The following is an 18,531-nucleotide window of genomic DNA, read 5'->3' as shown; positions in this document are numbered from 1 at the left end:
GGTGCCCGGGACGGCGCCGGTGGCGCCCCTCACCACCTCCACGCACCGGGCGCCCGGATGGTTCAACGGTGTCCCGGCGGATCGGGCTGAACCTCACGGGGCGCCCGTGCGTAGGAAGGGGTGAAGGGCGTGTCTTCAAAGGCGTCGCGAGCAGGGCGACCCCTTTGAAGACACGCCCTAGGGACCCGACCGTGACCGGAGGCGCGATGGCCGACTTCGCGATGGACTACGAGACGCTGTACGCCCTCAAGAAGGGCATGCACGACCTGGCGGACGACGCCGCGTCCGGCGGGGACGCGGAGAAGTTCAAGGAAGTCGGCGAACGCACGTCGTCCGAGAACACCGACCTGTTCGGCTCGTCCTACCTGGCCCAGCAGTTCGCGACCTTCTACCGCTACTCCAAGATGCGGGCCGAGGACGGCGCCGACCGGCTGCGGGAGTTCGGCAACACCTTCGAGGGCGTCGCCAACGTGATGTACGAGCAGGACGCGCAGATCGCGTCGAGCGCGACCGCGTCCGCCCTCGCGATGCAGCTCAACCGCTGGAAGAGCGACCGCGCGGCGTTCGAGGAGTGGGAGGCGGACAAGGCCGCCTGGGACGCGTACCTGGAGGAGATCGGCGCCGCCGACTACTTCGCCGAGCACCCGGACGCGGACATCAACGAGGTGTGCAAGGAGGACGACGCGCCCGGCTGGTGCGAGACGTACATGAACGACGACGACTCGCCCTCCCCACCCGGCGAGAAGCCGGAGGAGCCGCCGGAGAACCCGCCGAGCCACATGGAGTTCAAGGACGAGAACGGCAACGAGGTGGACGTCGTCATCGGGTACGACGACGACTTCAACATCATGAAGGAGACCTCGACAGTCACCCTGGAGGACGGCACCGAGTACACCACCGAGACCGTCTACGACGGCCCGCCCGAGTGGGTGGACCCGCCGGACACGGACGGCGAGGACCCCACGCCCCCGTACGACACCCGCGACTACACGGTCACCTCGACCTCGCCCGACGGCACCGTGACCGTCGAGAAGTACACGATCGACGAGGACGGGTCCGGGACGAACGACATCACCACGACCACGACGGACGAGGACGGCAAGGAGACCGTCGAGACCACCCAGAAGACACGGTCGGGGCCCGGCGCCGAGTGGGAGGGCGGGGAGGACGAGGACGACGAGTGACCCGCGGCGACCGCAGCGCACACGCCCGAGCTTGAGAGGAAGACCCGATGGCCAACGTCAGCCTGACCTTCGAGGACATCGACAACGCCGTCACGGCGATGAACAACAGCAGGGAGAACACGCTCCAGCCCGCCGTGGACGCCGCCAAGACGGCCGTCGACGACGCCCTGGCGAATCACCTGATCATGCCGAGCACCACCCCGGTACTGATCGAGAAGTACACCGAGTTCAACACCCAGCTCACCGAACTCGTCACCAACGTACAGACGTTCGCGAAGCAGTTCACGGACATCAAAGAGGGCATGCAGGACATGGACGGCAAGATCGCCGAGAACATTCTGAACCCGCCCAGCCAGTGATCCCCCCGTCCTGCCCCGCCCCCTGACCACCACGGAGGACCCCGATGGCGGACATCCTCGCCGACTACGAGGGCATCGCCGACACCTGCGGCCAGCTCAGCACGCAGGCCGGCATCATCATCCCCGAGATCTACACGCTGATGAACACGGTCAGCACCCTGCTGGACGACGGCCTCTACCTGGAGCAGGCGAGCCCGGCGCTGAAGACCGCGTACGAGCAGTTCAGCCGCACGCTCCAGTCGGCGGCCGGCAGCCTCCAGGTTTTCGCCAACATGTTCACGACCATCAAGGACAGCTTCGAGAACAACGACGCGGAGCTGTTCGCCGGCACGCTCTCCGGCCTCGACGGCGACGGGGGCTACGAGGTGACGGCCGAGGAGGTCACCAGCCCGACGCCCGACCCGGCGGCGTGGGACGACTCCAAGAACATCGGCAGCGGTGTGACCTGGAACGAGGACCACAGCCAGGTGACGAACGTCAGCTGACGGCCGCGCACGCCGGAGGGCCCGGCACCCGGAACACATGGTTCCCGGGGGCCGGGCCCTCCGCCGTCCGCACCGCGTCCGCACCGCGGCACGCGTCACTCCTGGAGCAGCGTCAGCGGCACCTGCACCGCCACCGCGCGCCCCGCCCCGTCCGCCGTCCACGCGCGCCCGGGCGACGGCGGCGGACGCATCTGCTCGGGCGACAGCCGCGCGCCGATGATCTCGCCCTCGCCCAGGTTCCGCGGCCCGAGCAGCATGCCGCGCCGCCCGCGCCGGGCCACGCCGATCCAGCCCATCGTCGTCATGCCGTCCGCCGGGCCCGCGATCAGCAGCCCCTGGCCGCGCTCGCGCCCCGAGTTGCCGACGCGGCGCAGCGCCTGGTCGGCGCGCCCGGTCATCAGCAGGTCGCAGTCGTCCACGACCACCATCACCGGCTGCCCGGCGACGGCGTCCAGGGCCTCGTTCAGCGCGTCGCCCGTCGGGTCGGTCCCGGTGAGGACGGTCGCGAGGCCGTGCGCGGCGAGGCTGCGCAGCGGCGAGTCGCGGGGCGTGAGGACGACCAGCGACGTGCCGTTCATCAGCAGCGACACGCACATGGTGGCCAGCGTCGTGGACCGGCCGCTGCGCGGCGGCCCGGCGACGAGGAACGTCGACGCGTCGCCCGCGAAGTCGTGCCCCACCGGACGCACGTCGTCGCCGCTCAGCCCGAGCAGCGCCCACATCGGGCGGCGCAGCCCGTCCGGCACCTGGTCCATGGCCTCCTGGAAGCCGATCACGGACGGCAGCGCGCTGACCCGGAACGGCCGCCGCTGCTCGGGTACGGCGGCGTCGCGCGCGGTGGCGCGCCGCCCGATGGCGCGCAGCGCGTCCGCCTGGTCGCCGTCCTTGCCGAGGCCGCCCGCCGGGAGCAGCATGATCTGCCCCTCCACGCCGCCGGGCGCGAACCAGCCGCGCCCCGGCGGGACATGCTCGGGCACGTGCTTGCGGTTGATGCCGACCGCCGAGAAGTCCATGCGGTCGGACTGGCGCAGCAGCAGCCGCCGGTCGTTGTGCTGCCCGGCGCGGCTGCCGAGCAGGCCGCGCTCGGACGTCGCCACGACGTGGATGCCCGCCGCGACGCCCTCGCGCAGCAGCCGCAGCAGCTCCTCGGTGAGGCGCCCGCCGTCGTACTTGTCGAGCAGCGCGATCAGCGCGTCCCAGCCGTCGATCAACAGCAGCAGGTGCGCGGGCCGTTCGCCCTTCGGCAGCTTGGCGCGCAGCTCGGGCAGGGACGTGACGTCGGCCCGCGCGATCGCCGACTGACGATCTGTCAGCTCGGCCAGCAGCCGCCGGATCATCCGGTCGAGGCGCTCCGGGTCGTGCCGGGAGACGACGGCGCCGGTGTGCGGCAGGTCCTCCAGGGCCGCGAGGCCGCCGCCCGCCGCGTCGATGCCGTAGATGTGCAGCTGGTCGGCGGACAGGTGCAGCGCGGACGACCCGGCGATGGTGCGCAGCGTGCCCGTACGGCCGGAGCGTGGCGCGCCGATCACGTACAGGTGGCCGAAGCGGTCGTAGTCGATGCTGCCGACCACCTGGTCCTGCTTGTGCGGCAGGTCGTAGTACGCGTACGGCACGGGCGGGAGCCGCAGGCCGCCGGGCTCCGGGTCCCGTTCGGGCTCGGTGAGGGTGAGGCGCGTGTCCAGCGGCGGCAGCCAGGGGCGCGGCTGCGGCGCGAAGTCGGGCAGCGCGTCGGCGGCGGCGCGCACCGCCTCGACGAGGACGCTGAGGTCGGTCGGCGGGTCGCCCGCCGGGTTCTCCGGCCCGGCGGCGAGCAGGTCCGCGTCGTCGCCGAACTCCCCGTCGTCGGACGCGCCGGGCAGCGGGCGGCCGAGCCCGGACCAGGTGATGCGCGTGCTGCGGACGGTGCGCGGCGCGGCCGGGCGCAGGGCCGGGCCGTCGCCCTCCCCGTCCCCCTCGCCCGGCAGGGCGGGCCGCTCGGCGCCGACCCACGCGGTCTGGAACGGTACGGGCGGCCCCTCGCCGCGCCGGATCAGCGCGCGTCCGGGGGTGGCGGGGGAGATCCCGGCGGCGCCGGCCGCGTTGATGATGTCCTGGCTCTCGGTGCGGTCGGTGACGCGCAGCGCGATGCGCAGGTTGGTGTTGGCCCGGATCTCGTTGCTGACAGAACCGGCCGGGCGCTGCGTCGCCAGCACGAGGTGCAGGCCGAGCGAACGCCCGCGCTGCGCCAGGCTGATGAGGCCCGGCACGAACTCGACCAGCTCCCGCACCAGCGTCGCGAACTCGTCGATGATCAGCAGCAGCCGCGGCAGCGGCGGCAGTTCGGGCTCGCGCGCCCGCTTGGCGCGGTACTCGCGGTGATCCTTCACGCCCACGTCGGCCAGCACCTGCTCGCGGCGCCGCAGTTCGGCGTCGAGCGAGGCCAGCGCGCGCTGCACGAGGTGCCCGTCCAGGTCGGTGATCATGCCGAGCGTGTGCGGCAGTTCGGCACATTCGCGGAACGCGCTGCCGCCCTTGTAGTCGACCAGCACGAACGTCAGCTCGTCGGGGCGGTTCGCGGCGGCCAGCGAGGCGATCATGGTCTGGAGCAGCTCGGACTTGCCGGAGCCCGTCGTGCCGCCGATCAGGCCGTGCGGCCCGTCCTGCGCCAGGTCGAGCAGCGCGGTGCCCTCGTACCCGGCGCCGATGACGAACGCCGTGGACGCGGGCCGCCGCTGCCACGTCCGCACGAGCGCGCCGGGGTCCGGCGGCTCCTGCCCGATCAGCGGCAGCAGCCGCACCTCGGACGGCAGCCCCGCGTCCGCCTCGACCGTCACGTCGCGCACCGGCGCGAGCGCGCGGGCGACCTCCTCGCACCACGCGGCGTCCACCTGGTCGGCGCGCACCCCGGCGATGGTGGGGACGTTCGAGGCGCGGAACGTGACCTCGCCGCCGTCGGCGGTGATGACAGCCGTGCACTCCTCGGGCAGCCGCTGCTCCCGGTCGTCCATGCACAGGCTGTAGACGCGGACGGCGGGCCCCTGCGTGAGGATCTGCACCACGCCGGGCACGTCCCGCAGCCGCCAGGCGCCGTCCAGGATCACCAGCACGTCGGGCTCGCCCGGCGCGGCCACGCGGCTCCCGGCGGCGGTGCCGGCGGCCAGCCGGATCTGGATGTCGGCGAACAGCTCGCTGACCCGCTGCGACGTGGACTCCGCGTCGTTGCCGACGGCGACGACCGGCGTGCCGCCCGACCCGGCGCGCCCCGGCCGCAGGTGCGGCAGCCAGCGCACCCAGGCCCAGTCGTCGGCGTGCGCCTCGTCGGTGAGGATGACGATCCGCAGGTCGCGCGGGCTGTGCAGGACGGCGGACTGCGCCACCGACCAGCGGGCGACGGCGCGCGCGGTGGCGGGCGTGCCGGTCAGGCCGACGACGCCGAGGCGCGGCAGTTCGGCGCCGATGGGGACGTCGGCGAGGCGCCAGTGGACGTCGCGGTGGTTGTTCTCGCGGGCCTGGTCGCTGATGCGCTTGAGCGACGCGCGGGTGACGGTGCCAAGGCGCAGCGTCAGGTAGTCGCCGTGGTGGCGGCGGCGTTCCCACAGCTGCGGCCCGGGGCCGAGCGCGGTGAGGCGCACGGCGGCCGGGTCGGGCGAGGTGGCGCCGCGCTGCACCCGCTCCTCGACGGTGGCGCGGCGCATCTCCAGCTCCAGGGCGGCGCGGCGCAGCCGGTAGCGGCGCAGGGCCTCCTCGTGCCGCTTGCGGTTGGCGCGGCGGCCGGTGACCCAGTTGCCGATCGCCATCAGCGGCGTGAAGAAGATCAGCACCAGGAAGTAGAAGGACCGGAAGACCGCCATCATGACCATGCCCATGAGCAGCGGCGAGATCATCATCATGAACGGGAACGGGCGCGGTCCGCCGGGCGCCGGAGGTCCCGGCAGGCTGAGGTGCTCGGCGTCCAGGTGCGGCGTGATGCGCGGCGGGCGGCTGAACTCGACGGCCAGCCCGTCCGCCGACAGCCGCACGGCCGCGTCCGGCTCGAACGGCGCGCTGTGGCGCAGGAGGTGCTCGCCCAGCGCGAGGTCCGCCCAGGCGGGCCAGGGGCGTTCGCCGTCGTCGGGGGGCGGGACGACGCCGGGCGGGGGCGGCAGGGGCCGCGCCGGGAGGCCGTCGGGGCCGGGGGCGGGGGGCTCCTCGCTGTGCCCGCCGGGGCCGCCGTCCTCGCGGCCCGCCGGTTCCTCGTCGGTCAGCGGTGTGCCCGTCTCGGGGTCCACGGGCGGCGGCGGGGTGAGGCTGCGCAGGCCGCAGCGCGCGGGGTCGGCCCACTCGGGCAGGAGGTGGCCGACGCTGCCGTCCGCGTGGACGGTGATCCACGTGCCGGCGGCGGGCACGCCGTCGTCGTCCGGGGCGTCGCCCGGGAGGCGTATGACGCAGCCGCGGTCGGTGCCGACCTCGTAACTGCCGGGCCCCAGGCGCCAGACGCGGCCCGCGTCGGGACCGGCGACCTGCCGCAGCTCGACGAGCACCGGCTCGGTGGGCGCGGGGCGCCAGGTGATGCCGGGTCCGACGGGCGGCGCGGGCGCGCCGAGGCCGAGCAGGACGCCGTCCCGCACGCCCCCCGCGCCGAGCGGCGCGTCGGCGTCGAGGGGCCGGTCGCCCAGGTAGAGCCGGGACGTGCCGAGCGCGGCGGCCAGTTCGGCGACGGTGGCGTCCCGGGGCAGATCGAGCAGGTGGTCGTCGTGGACGCCCTGCTGATCGGCGGTGGTGACGGTGAGCTTCACAGGCGGTCCAACCGGGGGTCGGTGGGTCAGGGGCGCGGTCAGGGGCGCAGGGAACGGGCGGGCGCGGCCGGTCCTGGGGCCGGGGCGTCCTCGCCGCGGGCGGCCGCCGTGTCGGCGGTGACGGCGGCGGCCGCGTCGTCCGCCGCCTCGTCGGCGCGGTCGTCGTCCAGCTCGCCGACCGGCGGGAGGGGCGCGTCGGCGGTGCGCACGCCGCCGTCCCACGCGTCGGCGTCGGCGGTGACGGTGGCGGTGACGGCGGTGACGGTGGCGGCGGAGGTCTCCTCCTCGTCCACCTCGGCGAACGTCCGCTCGGCCCGCACGGCGTCCCCGCCGGGCGGCGCGGGCGGCAGCACGGGCGGCAGGTGCGGCAGGACGCGCGCGATGGCCCGGCTCAGGGCGTTGCACGCGACCAGCAGCGGCGTTCCCGTGACCCGCACCCGGCCCTGCCGGTCGGTCAGCAGCGTACGGCGGTGGCCGCGCCCGGCGCCGCGCAGCAGGATGCGGGGGGCGGCGGACTCCCCGGGCGGGGCGGTGAGTTCGGGCGGCAGCGGGTCGGGCAGCTCGGCCGTGACGAGGACGGGCGCGACGCCCAGCCGGTGCGGCAGGTCGCGCGTGGCGCGGTAGGCGGCGCGGACCGGCTCGCCGGGGAAGGACCGGTGCACGCCCTCGGCGACCACCACCATCCCGTCCGGCAGCCGCGCGTCCACCTGCGCGGCGACGGCCTGGTGCAGCGCCAGCGCGGCGCGCCGGTCGCCCTCGGCGGTGAGCACGGCGGGTCCCGACGCGATGTCGAGGAACGCGCACGCGCCGCCGGTCTCGCCGATCGCGACGAGCACCGGCAGGGTCTGGTCCGGCACCGGTACCACCGGCGGCAGGTGGTGGCGTTCGGCGGTCCAGTGCTCCGGCGAGTCGTCCGGGTCCTGCCACCAGATGCCGCCCGGCGTCGGGACGAGGCCCCGCCCGGCGAGCAGCACGGTGACGGTCTCGGCCTCCACGAGGACGGCGTACGGGCGCCCGCCGCCCGGCGCGGCGGCCTCCCCGGCGGCGGCCAGGGCCCGTTCCGCGTCGCGCCAGGTGACGGGCGCGCGCAGGCCGCGCACCAGGACGCGGTACGAGCGGCGGTGGCGCGACCAGGCGCGCACGGGAGCGGCGAAGGCGTGGGCGGTGACGGCGAGTTCGCGACGGACCCGGGCTGTCGCCGCGCCCCAGCCGCCCTGCCGCATCGCCCAGAAGCGGATCAGCAGGAAGACGACGAGCAGCGCGGCGAGGATGCCCAGGACGCGGAAGATGGTGTCGCGGTGCCGGTCGAGGAATTCGAAGGGGTCGGCGGACCTCATGCCGCTGGTATCTCCCGTCGCAGGGCTGACAGGGCGTAGTGCACGCGCGACTTGACGGTACCTTGCGGGATCCCGAGATCGTGCGCCGCCTCCGCCCGGGAACGGTCGCAGAGGTGGACGTGGCAGAGGATCTCGCGGTGCTCGGGCGTGAGTCGGGCGAGCGTGGTGGTCAACAGCAGCCGGTCGGCGACGCGTTCGGCCATGTCGCCGCCCTCGGCGGGGCGCCGGGCGAGGACGGGCGGGACGATGCCGGTGGGCAGGCTGCGGTCGCGGCGGTGGGCGTCGACGGCGAGGTTGCGGGCGACGGTGTGCAGCCAGGCGGCGAGGCGGTCGCCCTCGCCGTCGTCGTCCCCCGTGCCGCGTTCGGCGGCCAGCCAGGCGCGGAGCATCGTCTCCTGCACGATGTCCTCGGCCCGGTGGGGGTCGCCCGCGGTCAGGCGGTTCACATAACGCAGCAGCCGGTCCCGGTAGCGCTCGGCCGCGGGCACGGCGTGGGCGCGGGGGTCGGGACGGGTGGCGGGGCGAGTCACACGCGCGGTAGGCATCGGTCTGCTCCAACGACCCTCGTAGTGCGTTCGCGGATGTTCCACTATCGGGCCCGGGCGAACGTGTCTACCTCAGAGGAACCTCAGAGGTTCCGTCAGCTCACTGTCCGTCCGGGACCGGGGACAGGCTAAGTCGTTCTGCGGTGATTGAACATTTCACTTCTGTTGCGACCAGAAATCGCCACTCGTGCAAGCACGTGAAATCGGCCACCCGATGAACGCGCGTCAGCCGCCGGGACGCCCCGGCAGCGGTGTGCGGCGGATGGGACCGCCGTCCTCCAGGGTGCGGCGGCCGAGGCCTCCGACGGCGCGGTCCAGCTCGTCGGACCCGTGCGCGCGACCGGCACCTGACTGCGCGAGGCGCCGGGCCACGCCGGGCGCGCGGGACGACACGCCCGCCCTCGCCGGTGATCTCCCGCACTCCCCGGCGGCGGCGGAGGGCTCCGGGTGCGGCACGACGGTGGGCCCCGCCCTGACCGCGCCACCACGGTCGAACGGGGGCGGCGGGGGTAGCTTTCCCGGCATGTATGCGATCTCGATGACCGAGCCCGGTGGGCCGGAGGTCTTGGTGTGGACGCAGGTGCCCGACCCCGAGGCGGGGGAGGGGGAGGTCCTGGTCGATGTGGCCGCGGCCGGGGTGAACCGCGCCGACGTCCTCCAGCGGCAGGGCCTCTACGCGCCGCCGCCCGGCACGCCACCGTACCCGGGCCTGGAGTGCGCGGGCCGCGTCGCGGCGGTCGGCCCCGGGGTGACGGGCTGGAACGTCGGCGACGAGGTGTGCGCGCTGCTCGCGGGCGGCGGGTACGCCGAACGGGTCGCCGTGCCCGCCGGGCAGCTCCTGCCCGTACCCGCCGGGATCGACCTCGTGACGGCGGGCGCGCTGCCCGAGGTGCTGTGCACGGTCTGGTCGAACGTCTTCGCGGGCGCCCGGCTCGCCGCCGGGGAGACGCTGCTCGTGCACGGCGGCGCCAGCGGCATCGGGACGGCCGCGATCCAGCTGGCCAAGGCGTCCGGGGCGCGCGTCGCCGTGACGGCGGGCGGGCCGGAGAAGCTCGCGCGCTGCGCGGAGCTGGGCGCGGACGTCCTGATCGACTACCGCGAGCAGGACTTCGTGGCGGAGATCAAGGCCGCCACGGACGGGCGCGGCGCGGACGTGATCCTCGACATCATCGGCGCGAAGTACCTCGCCAGGAACATCGACGCACTCGCGCCGAACGGCCGGATCACCGTCATCGGCTTCCAGGGCGGCGTCAAGGCGGAGCTGAACCTCCAGGCGCTGATGGCCAAACGTGGCTCGATCGCGTCGGCCTCGCTGCGGGCCCGCCCGGTCGCGGAGAAGTCCGCGATCGTCGCGGAGGTGCGCGAGAACGTGTGGCCCCTGCTCGCGGACGGCCGGGTCCGCACGGTGGTGGACCGCACGTTCCCGATGGACGAGGCGGCCGACGCCCACCGGGCACTGGAGGGCGACCACACGGGCAAGATCATCCTGACCCGCTGACACAGCGCGCCGCCGCCCGGTCGAGGCACCAACCCCCTTGACAAGGACGGGATTCCAGGGCGGCGGCATGCGCCCTCTTCCTCGCCAGAGCGTTCGCTCACATTGTGCCGCTTTCCCGTGCCACGAGAAGTGGGCGACCGCGCCCGACACGTCCGGGTCCCGCCCGCACGGGCGCCACGCGGGCCGACATTCCGCGCCACCCGCCTGACACTCCGCGCCAAGTCCCGTCCCCAACACGGGACATGAGCCCTCTCCCGGTGTACGCGCCCGCTCCGCCGACTGGCCGAGATGACACCTTGAAGCGGGTTCACATCCCGCAATGTGTTCGAAGTACAAGGGGAGCCGGGTACTGCTAGGGGCGGTCACGAAGGCGAAGCCCGGGGGGAATCGGAATGCTGCACACCGTTTTCGACAGTCAGGCGTTACCGGTCGCGGACCGGCTGGAGGCGTGGCACGAGGCGGTCTCCGGCTCGCTGGTGGCGATCCGCATGGACATCGACCGCGACGAACCCTGGCGCGCCGCCATGCGCGCCGGGGCGCTGGGGGCCGCCGGGGTGAGCGCCGTGTCCTATCCGTCGATGCGCTCGGCGCGCACCCCGCGCATGATCCGGCAGTCGGGCGAGGAGCAGTACATGGTGGTGGTCCCGCAGCGCGGCCGGCACGTGCTCGACCAGGCGGGGAGCCAGACGGCGATCGGGCCGGGCGGTCTCGCGGTCATCCCCATGTTCCGGCCGTACGAGGGGATCGTCGTGGCCGACGAGGGCACGGCCGATCTCCTGCTGTGCCAGGTCCCCCGCTCCCTCCTGCCCCTCCCCGAGGCCGCGCTCGCCCCGCTGCTCGGCAGACGGCTGCCCGCCGGGGAGGGCATCGGCGCCCTCCTGACGGACTTCCTCGCCCACCTCGACACCGGCACGGGGGCGGACCTGCCGGGCGACGGGCCCCGGCTGGAGGCGGTCCTGCTCGACCTGATCGCGGCGATGCTGGCCCACCACCTGGAGGCCGAGGACCGGCTGCCGTCCGCCTCGCGGCAGCAGGCCCTGTACCTGCGGGTGCGCGACTTCGTCCAGCGGAACCTCGGCGACCCCCGGCTGACCGCGGGGGCGATCGCCGCCGCGCACCACATCTCCGTCCGCACGCTGAACCGCCTGTTCGAGGAGCACGGGCACTCCATCGCCGCGCACATCCGCGCCGAGCGCCTCGAACACGCGCGCCGGGACCTCGCCGCGCCGGAGCTGGCCGACCGTCCCGTCCAGGCCATCGCCGCCCGCTGGGGCTTCGGCCACCCCGTCTCCTTCACCCGGGCCTTCCGCTCCGCGTACGGCGTCCCGCCGCGCGAGTACCGCGACCAGGCCCACTGCGGGCCCCGGGCCGGATCGCGGCCCGCGGGGTGCGGCGCGCCGGGCGCCCTCCCGCGGTTCCCGCGGCACGTCCCCGCGCGCCGGGCCGGCTGATCGGCCGCGGCGGGGATTGACCCGTTGTACGCGCGTTCGAGTGGGTAACCGGAGGGGCAGCGCGTCCCGCGCCGGATGCCCGACATGCGGTGTTTCATCCGATGTGTGACGCTGGTGACATCATCGTATGGAGTACGAAGGGGCGGGCCTGTGAGGGTGAGCGCGGGCAACGCGACGGCCGTTTTCCTGGCCGCGCTGATGACGGTTCTGCTGGTACCTGCGGCCTCCACGGCGAGCGCGGAGGAGCGCCCGCCGGGCGAGGAACAGGAGTCCGCCGTACCGGGACGGCAGCCGGTGGACCGGTTCGTCTCCCGGCACGGCGCACCCCTCGCCCCGCCGGGACTGCCGGGCCCCCTACGCGAGGCGCCCGCGACGCCCGCGCCCGTCCAGGTCGCCGCCCGCCAGACCGGCGGCGAGATCGTCCCCGTCCTCCCCCTCGGTACCGGGCTCGCCTGCCTCGGCCTCGGCCTCGGCATCCTCGGCCTGCGCCTGCGCCAGGACTGAACGGCCCCGCCCGGCGCCCGGACCGCCACTCGGGGGCGAACGCCCTCCGTGGCCAAAGCCCCTCGGTGGCGCCTACCTGTCGGTAGGCTTTCCCCATGCCCGTTTCACCGGAAAACGCGTTACCTCTGCGCGAACGCAAGAAACGCCGCACCCGCCGCGAACTGGCCGACACCGCCCTGCGGCTCTTCCTCGACCAGGGGTTCGAGGCCACCACGCTCGACGACCTGGTGGACACCGTCGAGATCTCCAAGCGGACCTTCTTCCGCACCTTCCCGTCCAAGGAGGCCGTCGCCCTGGCGGCCGAGACCGAGCTGTGGGACGCCTACCTCGAACGGGTCGCCGCCCTGCGACCGCGCGGCGAGGTCCTCGGCGTCCTCCACGAGGCGCTCACCGGCACCCTCGCCGGGATGGGGCCCGAGTGGACCGGCCGCTTCCTCGCCACCCGGGGGCTCGCCGCCCGCACCCCCGCCCTGCGCGACCACAGCGACCTGACGTCCATCGCCGTCCAGCGGCGCCTCGTCGAACTGCTGGAGGACCGCCTCGGGATCGACAGCCGGGGCGACGTCCGCCTGCGGCTGCTCGGCGAGATGGCGCTCGCCGCCTGGCGCTGCGCGGCCAAGAACTGGGTGCGCAGCGGCCCCGGCGCCCGCGAGGACGGCGTGCGGCTCGCCACGCTGATCACGGCGGTGGACGAGGCGTTCGCCGCGCTGCCCGCCGCCGTCACCCTCGGCGCCGACTGACACCGCGCACCCCCGTCACCCGCCCCCACCCACCCACCCACCCGAGCCCTCCGCCCCGCCACCGGGCCGGAGGGCTCACGCGGTGCCCGCCGGCCCCCCGGCCCGGCCGCTGGGCCGGAGATCCTGGCGTGGGCCGTGGCCAACTCCCCCTCGGTGAACGCCCCGTGCTTCTCCTTGGACAGAGTGATCGTGACGCGGGTCGTACCAGTCATGGGACAGGCATGCTGCGATGCGCGTTCACGTCCCATGAGTGACCGTCACTCCGGGAGGTGCCGCGCGACGAACGCCGACAGGGTGTCGTCGTCCGCGTCGCCGACCACGCCGCGTCTGGGCAGCACGATCATGTGTCCCATCTCGTCGCCCATGATCAGCAGCACGAGGTGCGCCGTCTCCGCGTATCTGCGGTAGGTCGTCCACGGGATGCGGGTCTCGCCCCACGCGTCCGTGAAGTGGGTCCCTTCCCCGTCCAGCCGTACGACGAGTTCGCCGTGCTCCCGCGCGTGCCGGGCCTGCCACCGCACCAGCCGGCGCAGCCGCCTCCACCTGACGAGGCAGCCCACCCCGCTCACGACGACCCCGATCCCCGCGATCACCGCTGCCTCGTCCCACTCACTCCGCAGCAGCGTCCCCGCCAGGAGGACCCCGAAGACCACCGCGGCGGGGAGGGCGGCAGTCCGCAGCGTGTCGGATTCCACCGAGTCGCGCACCTCCCTGAAGTCCGCCGCGGTCAGCATGAACTCCAGCGTCAGCACATCCTGTTCGACCGCCGCGGGCGGCTCGGCGTGATCCATGGCGGGATCGTACGCACGTACGGGTCCGGCGGTTTGCCGTACGCCCAACATACCGGGTATACATACGCGGTATGTCGATCCGCTACGGGCTCCTCGCCCTGCTGGACCACGGCCCACGCTACGGTTCCCAGCTCCGCACCGAATTCGAGGCCAGAACCGGCGCCACCTGGCCCCTCAACATCGGCCAGGTCTACACGACCCTCAGCCGCCTCGAACGCGACGGCCTGATCGTCCCGGCGGAGGGCGGCGACGCCAAGCAGCAGCTCTACTCCATCACCGACGCGGGCCGCCGCGAACTGGGCGAGTGGTACGCGCGCCCCGTCGACCGCACCCAGCCCGCCCGCGACGAGCTGTCCATCAAGCTCGCCATGGCCGTCGGCACCCCCGGCGTCGACATCCGCGCCGTCATCCAGAACCAGCGCCGCCACTCCCTCGCCGCCCTCCAGGACTACACGCGCCTCAAGAGCCGCGCCCTGGCCGCCGGTCCGGACAACAGCGACGACATCGCCTGGCTGCTCGTCCTCGAACAGCTGATCTTCGCCGCCGAGGCCGAGACCCGCTGGCTCGACCACTGCGAGTCCCGCCTCGTCCGCATCGCCGCCGCCCTCGGCGACCGTCCGAAGCCGCCCCCGCCCCCGGGCCCGTCCGCGGAACCGGCCACGAACCGCGCCCCCCGCCAGGAGATCTCATGACCACGGCCCCACGCCCTCCCGTACTCCGGCTGCGCGGCCTCACCCGCGTCCACGGCACGGGCGCCGCGACCGTCCACGCCCTGCGCGGCATCGACCTGACGGTGGACGCCGGGGAGTTCGTCGCCGTCATGGGCCCGTCCGGCTCCGGCAAGTCCACGCTGCTGACGCTCGCGGGCGGCCTCGACTCCGCCAGCTCGGGCCAGGTGCTGGTCGAGGGCGTCTCCCTCGGCGACCTGAAGCGCCCCGCGCTCGCCAAGATCCGCCGTACGAGCATCGGTTACGTCTTCCAGGACTACAACCTCGTCCCGGCCCTCACCGCCGCCGAGAACATCGCGCTGCCCCGCGAACTCGACGGCGTACGCGGCCGCGCCGCCCGCCGCGAGGCGCTCGCCGCGCTGGAGGAGATCGGCCTCGCCGAGGTCGCCGACCGCTTCCCCGACGAGATGTCAGGCGGCCAGCAGCAGCGCGTCGCCATCGCCCGCGCCCTGATAGGCGAACGCCGCCTCCTCCTCGCCGACGAGCCCACCGGCGCGCTCGACTCCGAGACCGGCGAGACCGTCCTCGTCCTCCTCCGCAAGCGCTGCGACCAGGGCGCCGCCACCGTCATGGTCACCCACGAACCCCGCTACGCCGCCTGGGCCGACCGCGTCGTCTTCCTCCGGGACGGCCAGGTCGTGGACGAGACGACGGCCGGCACCGCCGAGTCGCTGCTCGCCACCGGCGGTGACCGGTGAGCGTCCTGTCCACCTGGCGCCTCGCGCTGCGCATCGCGCGCCGCGACGCCGTACGCGCCAAGGGCCGCAGCGCCCTCGTCGTCGCGATGATCGCCCTGCCCATCCTCGGCGTCTCGGGCGCCGACCTCCTCTTCCGCACCGGCGAGCTGTCCCCGGCCGAGGCGCTGACCCGCGAACTGGGCGCCGCCGACGCCGAGTTCCGCGTCGAGACCGACGGCGCCATCGAGCAGACGTTCGAAGGCGACGTGACGACCTGGCTGGAGGACAGCGAGTACACCGCCCCTGACCCGGCGGCCGATCTGGCGCTCGTCACGGGCCTGCTGCCGCCCGGCTCCACCGTCCTGCCCGACATCAGCGTCTCCCAGCGCTTCGACGTCGGCGACGGCGTGGTCCGCGCCGAGCTGCGCGAGATCGACGCCGCCGACCCGCTGACCGAGGGCATGTTCACCCGCCTCGACGGCCGCTTCCCCGAGGCGGCGGACGAGGTGGTCGTCACCGAGCACTTCCTCGACGAGTCCGGCCTGGCCCTCGGCGACGAGCTGACGGTCGGCGAGTCCGGCGTGTCCGCGCGCGTCGTCGGCACGTACGAGCTGCCCAGCGGCCTCGACGAGGACGAGGTCATCGCCCTGCCGGGCGCCGTCATCCCCCGCCTCGGCGGCGACACGGCGGACGACGTCTGGGGCAGCTACCTCGTCGGCGTCCCCGACGGCGTCGTGGACTGGCCCCTGGTCAAGGAGGCCAACACCCAGGGCGTCGTGGTGCGTTCCCGCGCCGTCACCCTCGACCCGCCGCCCGACTCCGAGGCCTACGGCTCGATGTACTCGGACGGCTCGGGCGACTCGGAGTTCTTCGTCGCAGTCGGTGTCGTCGTCTCCCTGGTGATCCTGGAGATCTGCCTGCTGGCCGGTCCCGCCTTCGCCGTCGGCGTACGCCGCTCCCGCCGCCAGCTCGGCCTGATCGGCGCGAACGGCGGCGACCGCCGCCACCTGCGCGCCATCACGCTGGCCAGCGGCGTCGTGCTCGGCGCCGCCGCCGCCGTGGTCGGCGTCCTGGGCGGCGTGGCCGTCACCGTGCTCGCCAGACCGTGGCTGGAGGAGACCACCGGCTCCCGCTTCGGCGCCTGGGACTTCCGCGTCACGGAACTCGGCGCCATCGCCGCGCTCGCCGTCCTCGTCGGCACGCTCGCCGCGCTCGTCCCGGCCGTGACCGCCTCGCGCGGCGACGTGCTGGAGTCCCTCACCGGCCGCCGCGGCGTACGGCACGGCAGCCGCGTCCTGCCGGTCGTCGGCACCGTCGCCCTGCTGGCCGGCGCGGCCGCCGCGCTCGCGGGCGCCGTCACCATGGACAGCTCGGCCATGGTGGCGGGCGGCGCGATCGTCGCCGAACTGGGCGTCGTCGCCCTCACCCCCGCCCTGGTCGGCGCCTTCGGCCGCCTCGGCCGCCGCCTCCCGCTGTCCGGCCGCCTCGCGCTGCGCGACGCGGCGCGCAACCGGGGCCGCAGCGCCCCCGCCGTCGCCGCGATCCTCGCGGCGGTCGCCGGGCTCGTCGCCGTCAGCACCGTCCTCGTCAGCGACGAGGAGCGGCAGCGCGCCGAGTACACCGCCGCCGTGCCCGAGGGCACCGTCACCCTCTACACGTGGGCGGGCGAAGACGACATGGAAACCGACCTGACCCGCGCCCGCCAGGCGGTCGAACGGGAACTCCCCGTCGCCGAGCGCGCCGACATCGCCACCGTGGACGTCGGCTACGGCTGCGAGGCCGACGACTGCGGCTACATGGCCGTCGCCGTGCCCGAGGCCAGCCGCTGCCCGCTGGACGGCTGGGAGAGCGCGCAGGACATGACCGTCGAGGAACGCCGCCGGCTCGCCGAGGACCCGCGCTGCGTCGAGAACATCGACGGCGGCACGAGCAGCATGACGTCCGTCGCCGTCGCGGGACCCGAACTGCTGCGCCTGCTCGGCGCCGACAGCCCCGAGGCGCTCGCCGCCCTCGCCGACGGCGGCGCGGTCGTCTTCCGGGACGGCTTCCGCGACGCCGCGGGCGAGGTGACGCTCCAGCTCTGGGACACCAGCCCCGACTGGGACGACGCCACCGGCACCCCGGCCTCCGAGCCCGACCGGAGCTGGACGTTCCCCGCCGTCACCGCGACGGTCGAGAACGTGCCGGCCGCGTCGCCCGAGGCCGTCGCCGACCTGCTGATCACCCCCGAGACCGCCGAACGGGCCGGGCTCGGGCCGGTGGACATGGCGACGTACTGGTCGACCGACCGCATGCCCGACGCCGCCGAGCGCCGCGCCCTCGACGGCGCGATGGAGCAGGTCTCCGACTCGCTCTACTGGGACGTCGAACGCGGCTTCCAGAGCTCGACGTCGATGCCGCTGCTGATCCTCACGCTGGCCGCCCTCGTCCTCACCATCGGCGCGGCGGGCATCGCCACCGGCCTCGCCCAGGCCGACTCGGCCGCCGACCTCGCGACGCTCGCCGCCGTGGGCGCCGCGCCGCGCGTACGGCGTACCCTCTCCGGACTCCAGTGCGGCGTCATCGCCTTCATGGGCGTGGTGCTCGGCGCCGTCTCCGGCCTGGTGCCCGGTATCGCGCTGGTGCTGGCCGACCACAGGTCGTCCGTCGGGTGGTGGGACGACGCCCTGGAGTCGGGCTGGGTCTCCGGGGGCCGTCCCGAGCTGTACCTCGACCTGCCGTGGGTGACGTTCGGCGAGCTGCTGATCGGCGTGCCGCTCGTCGCGTGCGTGCTGGCGGCGCTGCTGACACGCTCCCGGATCACCCTCGCGCGGCGCGCGGGGTGAGGCCCGTTGCATGATGGAGTCATGACTCAGCCGAGGAACGAACCACCGCAGGAGAACGCCCAGATCCTGGTCGTGGGTCCGGACGGGATGGCGCTGAGCGGCGCGCCCGGCAAGGGCCGCGACGACGGCGACGAGGGCCGCACCGAGACCCCCGTGACCGAGATGGTGGAACAGCCGGCGAAGGTCATGCGGATCGGCAGCATGATCAAGCAGCTGCTGGAGGAGGTGAAGGCGGCGCCGCTGGACGAGGCCAGCCGCGCCCGCCTGGCCGAGATCCACGCCAGTTCCGTGAAGGAGCTGGAGGAGGGCCTCGCGCCGGAGCTGGTGCAGGAGCTGAGCCGCCTGTCGCTGCCCTTCACCGAGAACAACGTGCCGACGGAGGCCGAGCTGCGCATCGCCCAGGCGCAGCTGGTCGGCTGGCTTGAGGGGCTGTTCCACGGCATCCAGACGGCGCTGTTCGCGCAGCAGATGGCGGCGCGGGCGCAGCTGGAGCAGATGCGGCGCGCCCTGCCGCCCGGCACGATCCCGGACGACGCGGGCGACCAGGACCACGGCGGCACCAGCCGCTCCGGCCCGTACCTCTGACGGCCGTCCGGGGGGATCCCCCGCGGCGCCGCGCCGCCGGAACGCCTTCGGGCCTCCGGCGGCGCGGT

15 protein-coding genes are annotated in these 18,531 nt (G+C 74.5%); 11 read left to right on the top strand and 4 right to left on the bottom strand.

The features are described from left to right. Window positions 1-191 precede the first annotated feature (191 nt). From ACIBPC_RS08255 to ACIBPC_RS08245, 3 genes are read left to right on the top strand one after another with little or no spacing between them, the layout of a single operon-like run. A complete protein-coding gene (locus tag ACIBPC_RS08255; RefSeq protein ID WP_362956927.1) occupies window positions 192-1,184 on the top strand; it encodes a serine/arginine repetitive matrix protein 2 in 993 nt (330 codons plus the stop codon). A gap of 47 nt (window positions 1,185-1,231) precedes the next feature. Then, window positions 1,232-1,543 (top strand): hypothetical protein, encoded by a 312-nt coding sequence (locus tag ACIBPC_RS08250; RefSeq protein WP_362956930.1) that lies wholly within the window; start codon window positions 1,232-1,234, stop codon window positions 1,541-1,543. 44 nt (window positions 1,544-1,587) lie between these two features. Beyond that, window positions 1,588-2,028 carry a hypothetical protein gene (locus tag ACIBPC_RS08245; protein WP_362956933.1) on the top strand — a complete coding sequence of 147 codons (441 nt, stop codon included), beginning with the start codon at window positions 1,588-1,590 and terminating at the stop codon, window positions 2,026-2,028. Window positions 2,029-2,123: 95 nt separating this feature from the next. Here ACIBPC_RS08245 and ACIBPC_RS08240 read toward each other — a convergent pair whose 3' ends face one another. Genes ACIBPC_RS08240 through ACIBPC_RS08230 form a run of 3 tightly spaced genes read right to left on the bottom strand, consistent with a single transcriptional unit; the run spans window position 2,124 to window position 8,664 of the window. Continuing rightward, window positions 2,124-6,782 carry an FtsK/SpoIIIE domain-containing protein gene (locus tag ACIBPC_RS08240; RefSeq protein ID WP_398842120.1) on the bottom strand — a complete coding sequence of 1,553 codons (4,659 nt, stop codon included), beginning with the start codon at window positions 6,780-6,782 and terminating at the stop codon, window positions 2,124-2,126. Between the two features lie 38 nt (window positions 6,783-6,820). Beyond that, window positions 6,821-8,119 (bottom strand): hypothetical protein, encoded by a 1,299-nt coding sequence (locus ACIBPC_RS08235; protein WP_398842118.1) that lies wholly within the window; start codon window positions 8,117-8,119, stop codon window positions 6,821-6,823. Further along, on the bottom strand, window positions 8,116-8,664 hold the full coding sequence (locus tag ACIBPC_RS08230; RefSeq protein WP_362956942.1) for a sigma-70 family RNA polymerase sigma factor: 549 nt from the start codon (window positions 8,662-8,664) through the stop codon (window positions 8,116-8,118). Before ACIBPC_RS08230 ends, ACIBPC_RS08235 begins: the two co-directional genes overlap by 4 nt. A 523-nt stretch (window positions 8,665-9,187) precedes the next feature. Here ACIBPC_RS08230 and ACIBPC_RS08225 point away from each other — a divergent pair. The 4 genes from ACIBPC_RS08225 to ACIBPC_RS08210 all read left to right on the top strand — a co-directional run bounded on the left by ACIBPC_RS08225 (window position 9,188) and on the right by ACIBPC_RS08210 (window position 12,857). Then, a complete protein-coding gene (locus ACIBPC_RS08225; RefSeq protein WP_398842115.1) occupies window positions 9,188-10,162 on the top strand; it encodes an NAD(P)H-quinone oxidoreductase in 975 nt (324 codons plus the stop codon). Between the two features lie 392 nt (window positions 10,163-10,554). Next, window positions 10,555-11,613 carry a helix-turn-helix domain-containing protein gene (locus ACIBPC_RS08220; RefSeq protein ID WP_398842113.1) on the top strand — a complete coding sequence of 353 codons (1,059 nt, stop codon included), beginning with the start codon at window positions 10,555-10,557 and terminating at the stop codon, window positions 11,611-11,613. A gap of 150 nt (window positions 11,614-11,763) precedes the next feature. Then, window positions 11,764-12,117: a hypothetical protein gene (locus ACIBPC_RS08215; RefSeq protein WP_362956955.1), complete on the top strand. Its 354-nt coding sequence runs from the start codon at window positions 11,764-11,766 to the stop codon at window positions 12,115-12,117. 95 nt (window positions 12,118-12,212) lie between these two features. After that, window positions 12,213-12,857 carry a TetR/AcrR family transcriptional regulator gene (locus ACIBPC_RS08210; protein ID WP_398842111.1) on the top strand — a complete coding sequence of 215 codons (645 nt, stop codon included), beginning with the start codon at window positions 12,213-12,215 and terminating at the stop codon, window positions 12,855-12,857. Window positions 12,858-13,114: 257 nt separating this feature from the next. On the opposite strand, the gene ACIBPC_RS08205 is transcribed toward ACIBPC_RS08210, so the two are convergent. After that, entirely contained in the window at window positions 13,115-13,648 is a 534-nt protein-coding gene (locus ACIBPC_RS08205; RefSeq protein ID WP_362956961.1) for a YcxB family protein, read from the bottom strand. Between the two features lie 71 nt (window positions 13,649-13,719). On the opposite strand from ACIBPC_RS08205, the gene ACIBPC_RS08200 reads away from it, so the two are divergent. Genes ACIBPC_RS08200 through ACIBPC_RS08185 form a run of 4 tightly spaced genes read left to right on the top strand, consistent with a single transcriptional unit; the run spans window position 13,720 to window position 18,463 of the window. Continuing rightward, window positions 13,720-14,340 carry a PadR family transcriptional regulator gene (locus ACIBPC_RS08200; protein WP_398842109.1) on the top strand — a complete coding sequence of 207 codons (621 nt, stop codon included), beginning with the start codon at window positions 13,720-13,722 and terminating at the stop codon, window positions 14,338-14,340. Then, entirely contained in the window at window positions 14,337-15,074 is a 738-nt protein-coding gene (locus ACIBPC_RS08195; protein ID WP_398842108.1) for an ABC transporter ATP-binding protein, read from the top strand. The genes ACIBPC_RS08200 and ACIBPC_RS08195 overlap by 4 nt, the downstream gene beginning before the upstream one ends. Beyond that, a complete protein-coding gene (locus tag ACIBPC_RS08190) occupies window positions 15,071-17,878 on the top strand; it encodes an ABC transporter permease (RefSeq protein WP_398842107.1) in 2,808 nt (935 codons plus the stop codon). Before ACIBPC_RS08195 ends, ACIBPC_RS08190 begins: the two co-directional genes overlap by 4 nt. A 21-nt stretch (window positions 17,879-17,899) precedes the next feature. Further along, window positions 17,900-18,463, top strand: a complete 564-nt coding sequence (locus ACIBPC_RS08185) for a bacterial proteasome activator family protein (RefSeq protein ID WP_398842105.1) — start codon at window positions 17,900-17,902, stop codon at window positions 18,461-18,463. Window positions 18,464-18,531: the final 68 nt, after the last annotated feature.

This window comes from Streptomyces sp. NPDC049879 (genome assembly GCF_044461265.1).
Classification (GTDB): domain Bacteria; phylum Actinomycetota; class Actinomycetes; order Streptomycetales; family Streptomycetaceae; genus Streptomyces.
This window is presented reverse-complemented; position numbering and strand designations above follow the sequence as displayed.

Coding starts and splice junctions, on each gene's coding strand:
- ACIBPC_RS08250 (WP_362956930.1), top strand. CDS start 1,232: ATGGCCAACGTCAGCCTGACCTTCGAGGACATCGACAACGCCGTCACG.
- ACIBPC_RS08200 (WP_398842109.1), top strand. CDS start 13,720: ATGTCGATCCGCTACGGGCTCCTCGCCCTGCTGGACCACGGCCCACGC.
- ACIBPC_RS08195 (WP_398842108.1), top strand. CDS start 14,337: ATGACCACGGCCCCACGCCCTCCCGTACTCCGGCTGCGCGGCCTCACC.
- ACIBPC_RS08225 (WP_398842115.1), top strand. CDS start 9,188: ATGTATGCGATCTCGATGACCGAGCCCGGTGGGCCGGAGGTCTTGGTG.
- ACIBPC_RS08185 (WP_398842105.1), top strand. CDS start 17,900: ATGACTCAGCCGAGGAACGAACCACCGCAGGAGAACGCCCAGATCCTG.
- ACIBPC_RS08245 (WP_362956933.1), top strand. CDS start 1,588: ATGGCGGACATCCTCGCCGACTACGAGGGCATCGCCGACACCTGCGGC.
- ACIBPC_RS08210 (WP_398842111.1), top strand. CDS start 12,213: ATGCCCGTTTCACCGGAAAACGCGTTACCTCTGCGCGAACGCAAGAAA.
- ACIBPC_RS08205 (WP_362956961.1), bottom strand. CDS start 13,648: ATGGATCACGCCGAGCCGCCCGCGGCGGTCGAACAGGATGTGCTGACG.
- ACIBPC_RS08220 (WP_398842113.1), top strand. CDS start 10,555: ATGCTGCACACCGTTTTCGACAGTCAGGCGTTACCGGTCGCGGACCGG.
- ACIBPC_RS08230 (WP_362956942.1), bottom strand. CDS start 8,664: ATGCCTACCGCGCGTGTGACTCGCCCCGCCACCCGTCCCGACCCCCGC.
- ACIBPC_RS08235 (WP_398842118.1), bottom strand. CDS start 8,119: ATGAGGTCCGCCGACCCCTTCGAATTCCTCGACCGGCACCGCGACACC.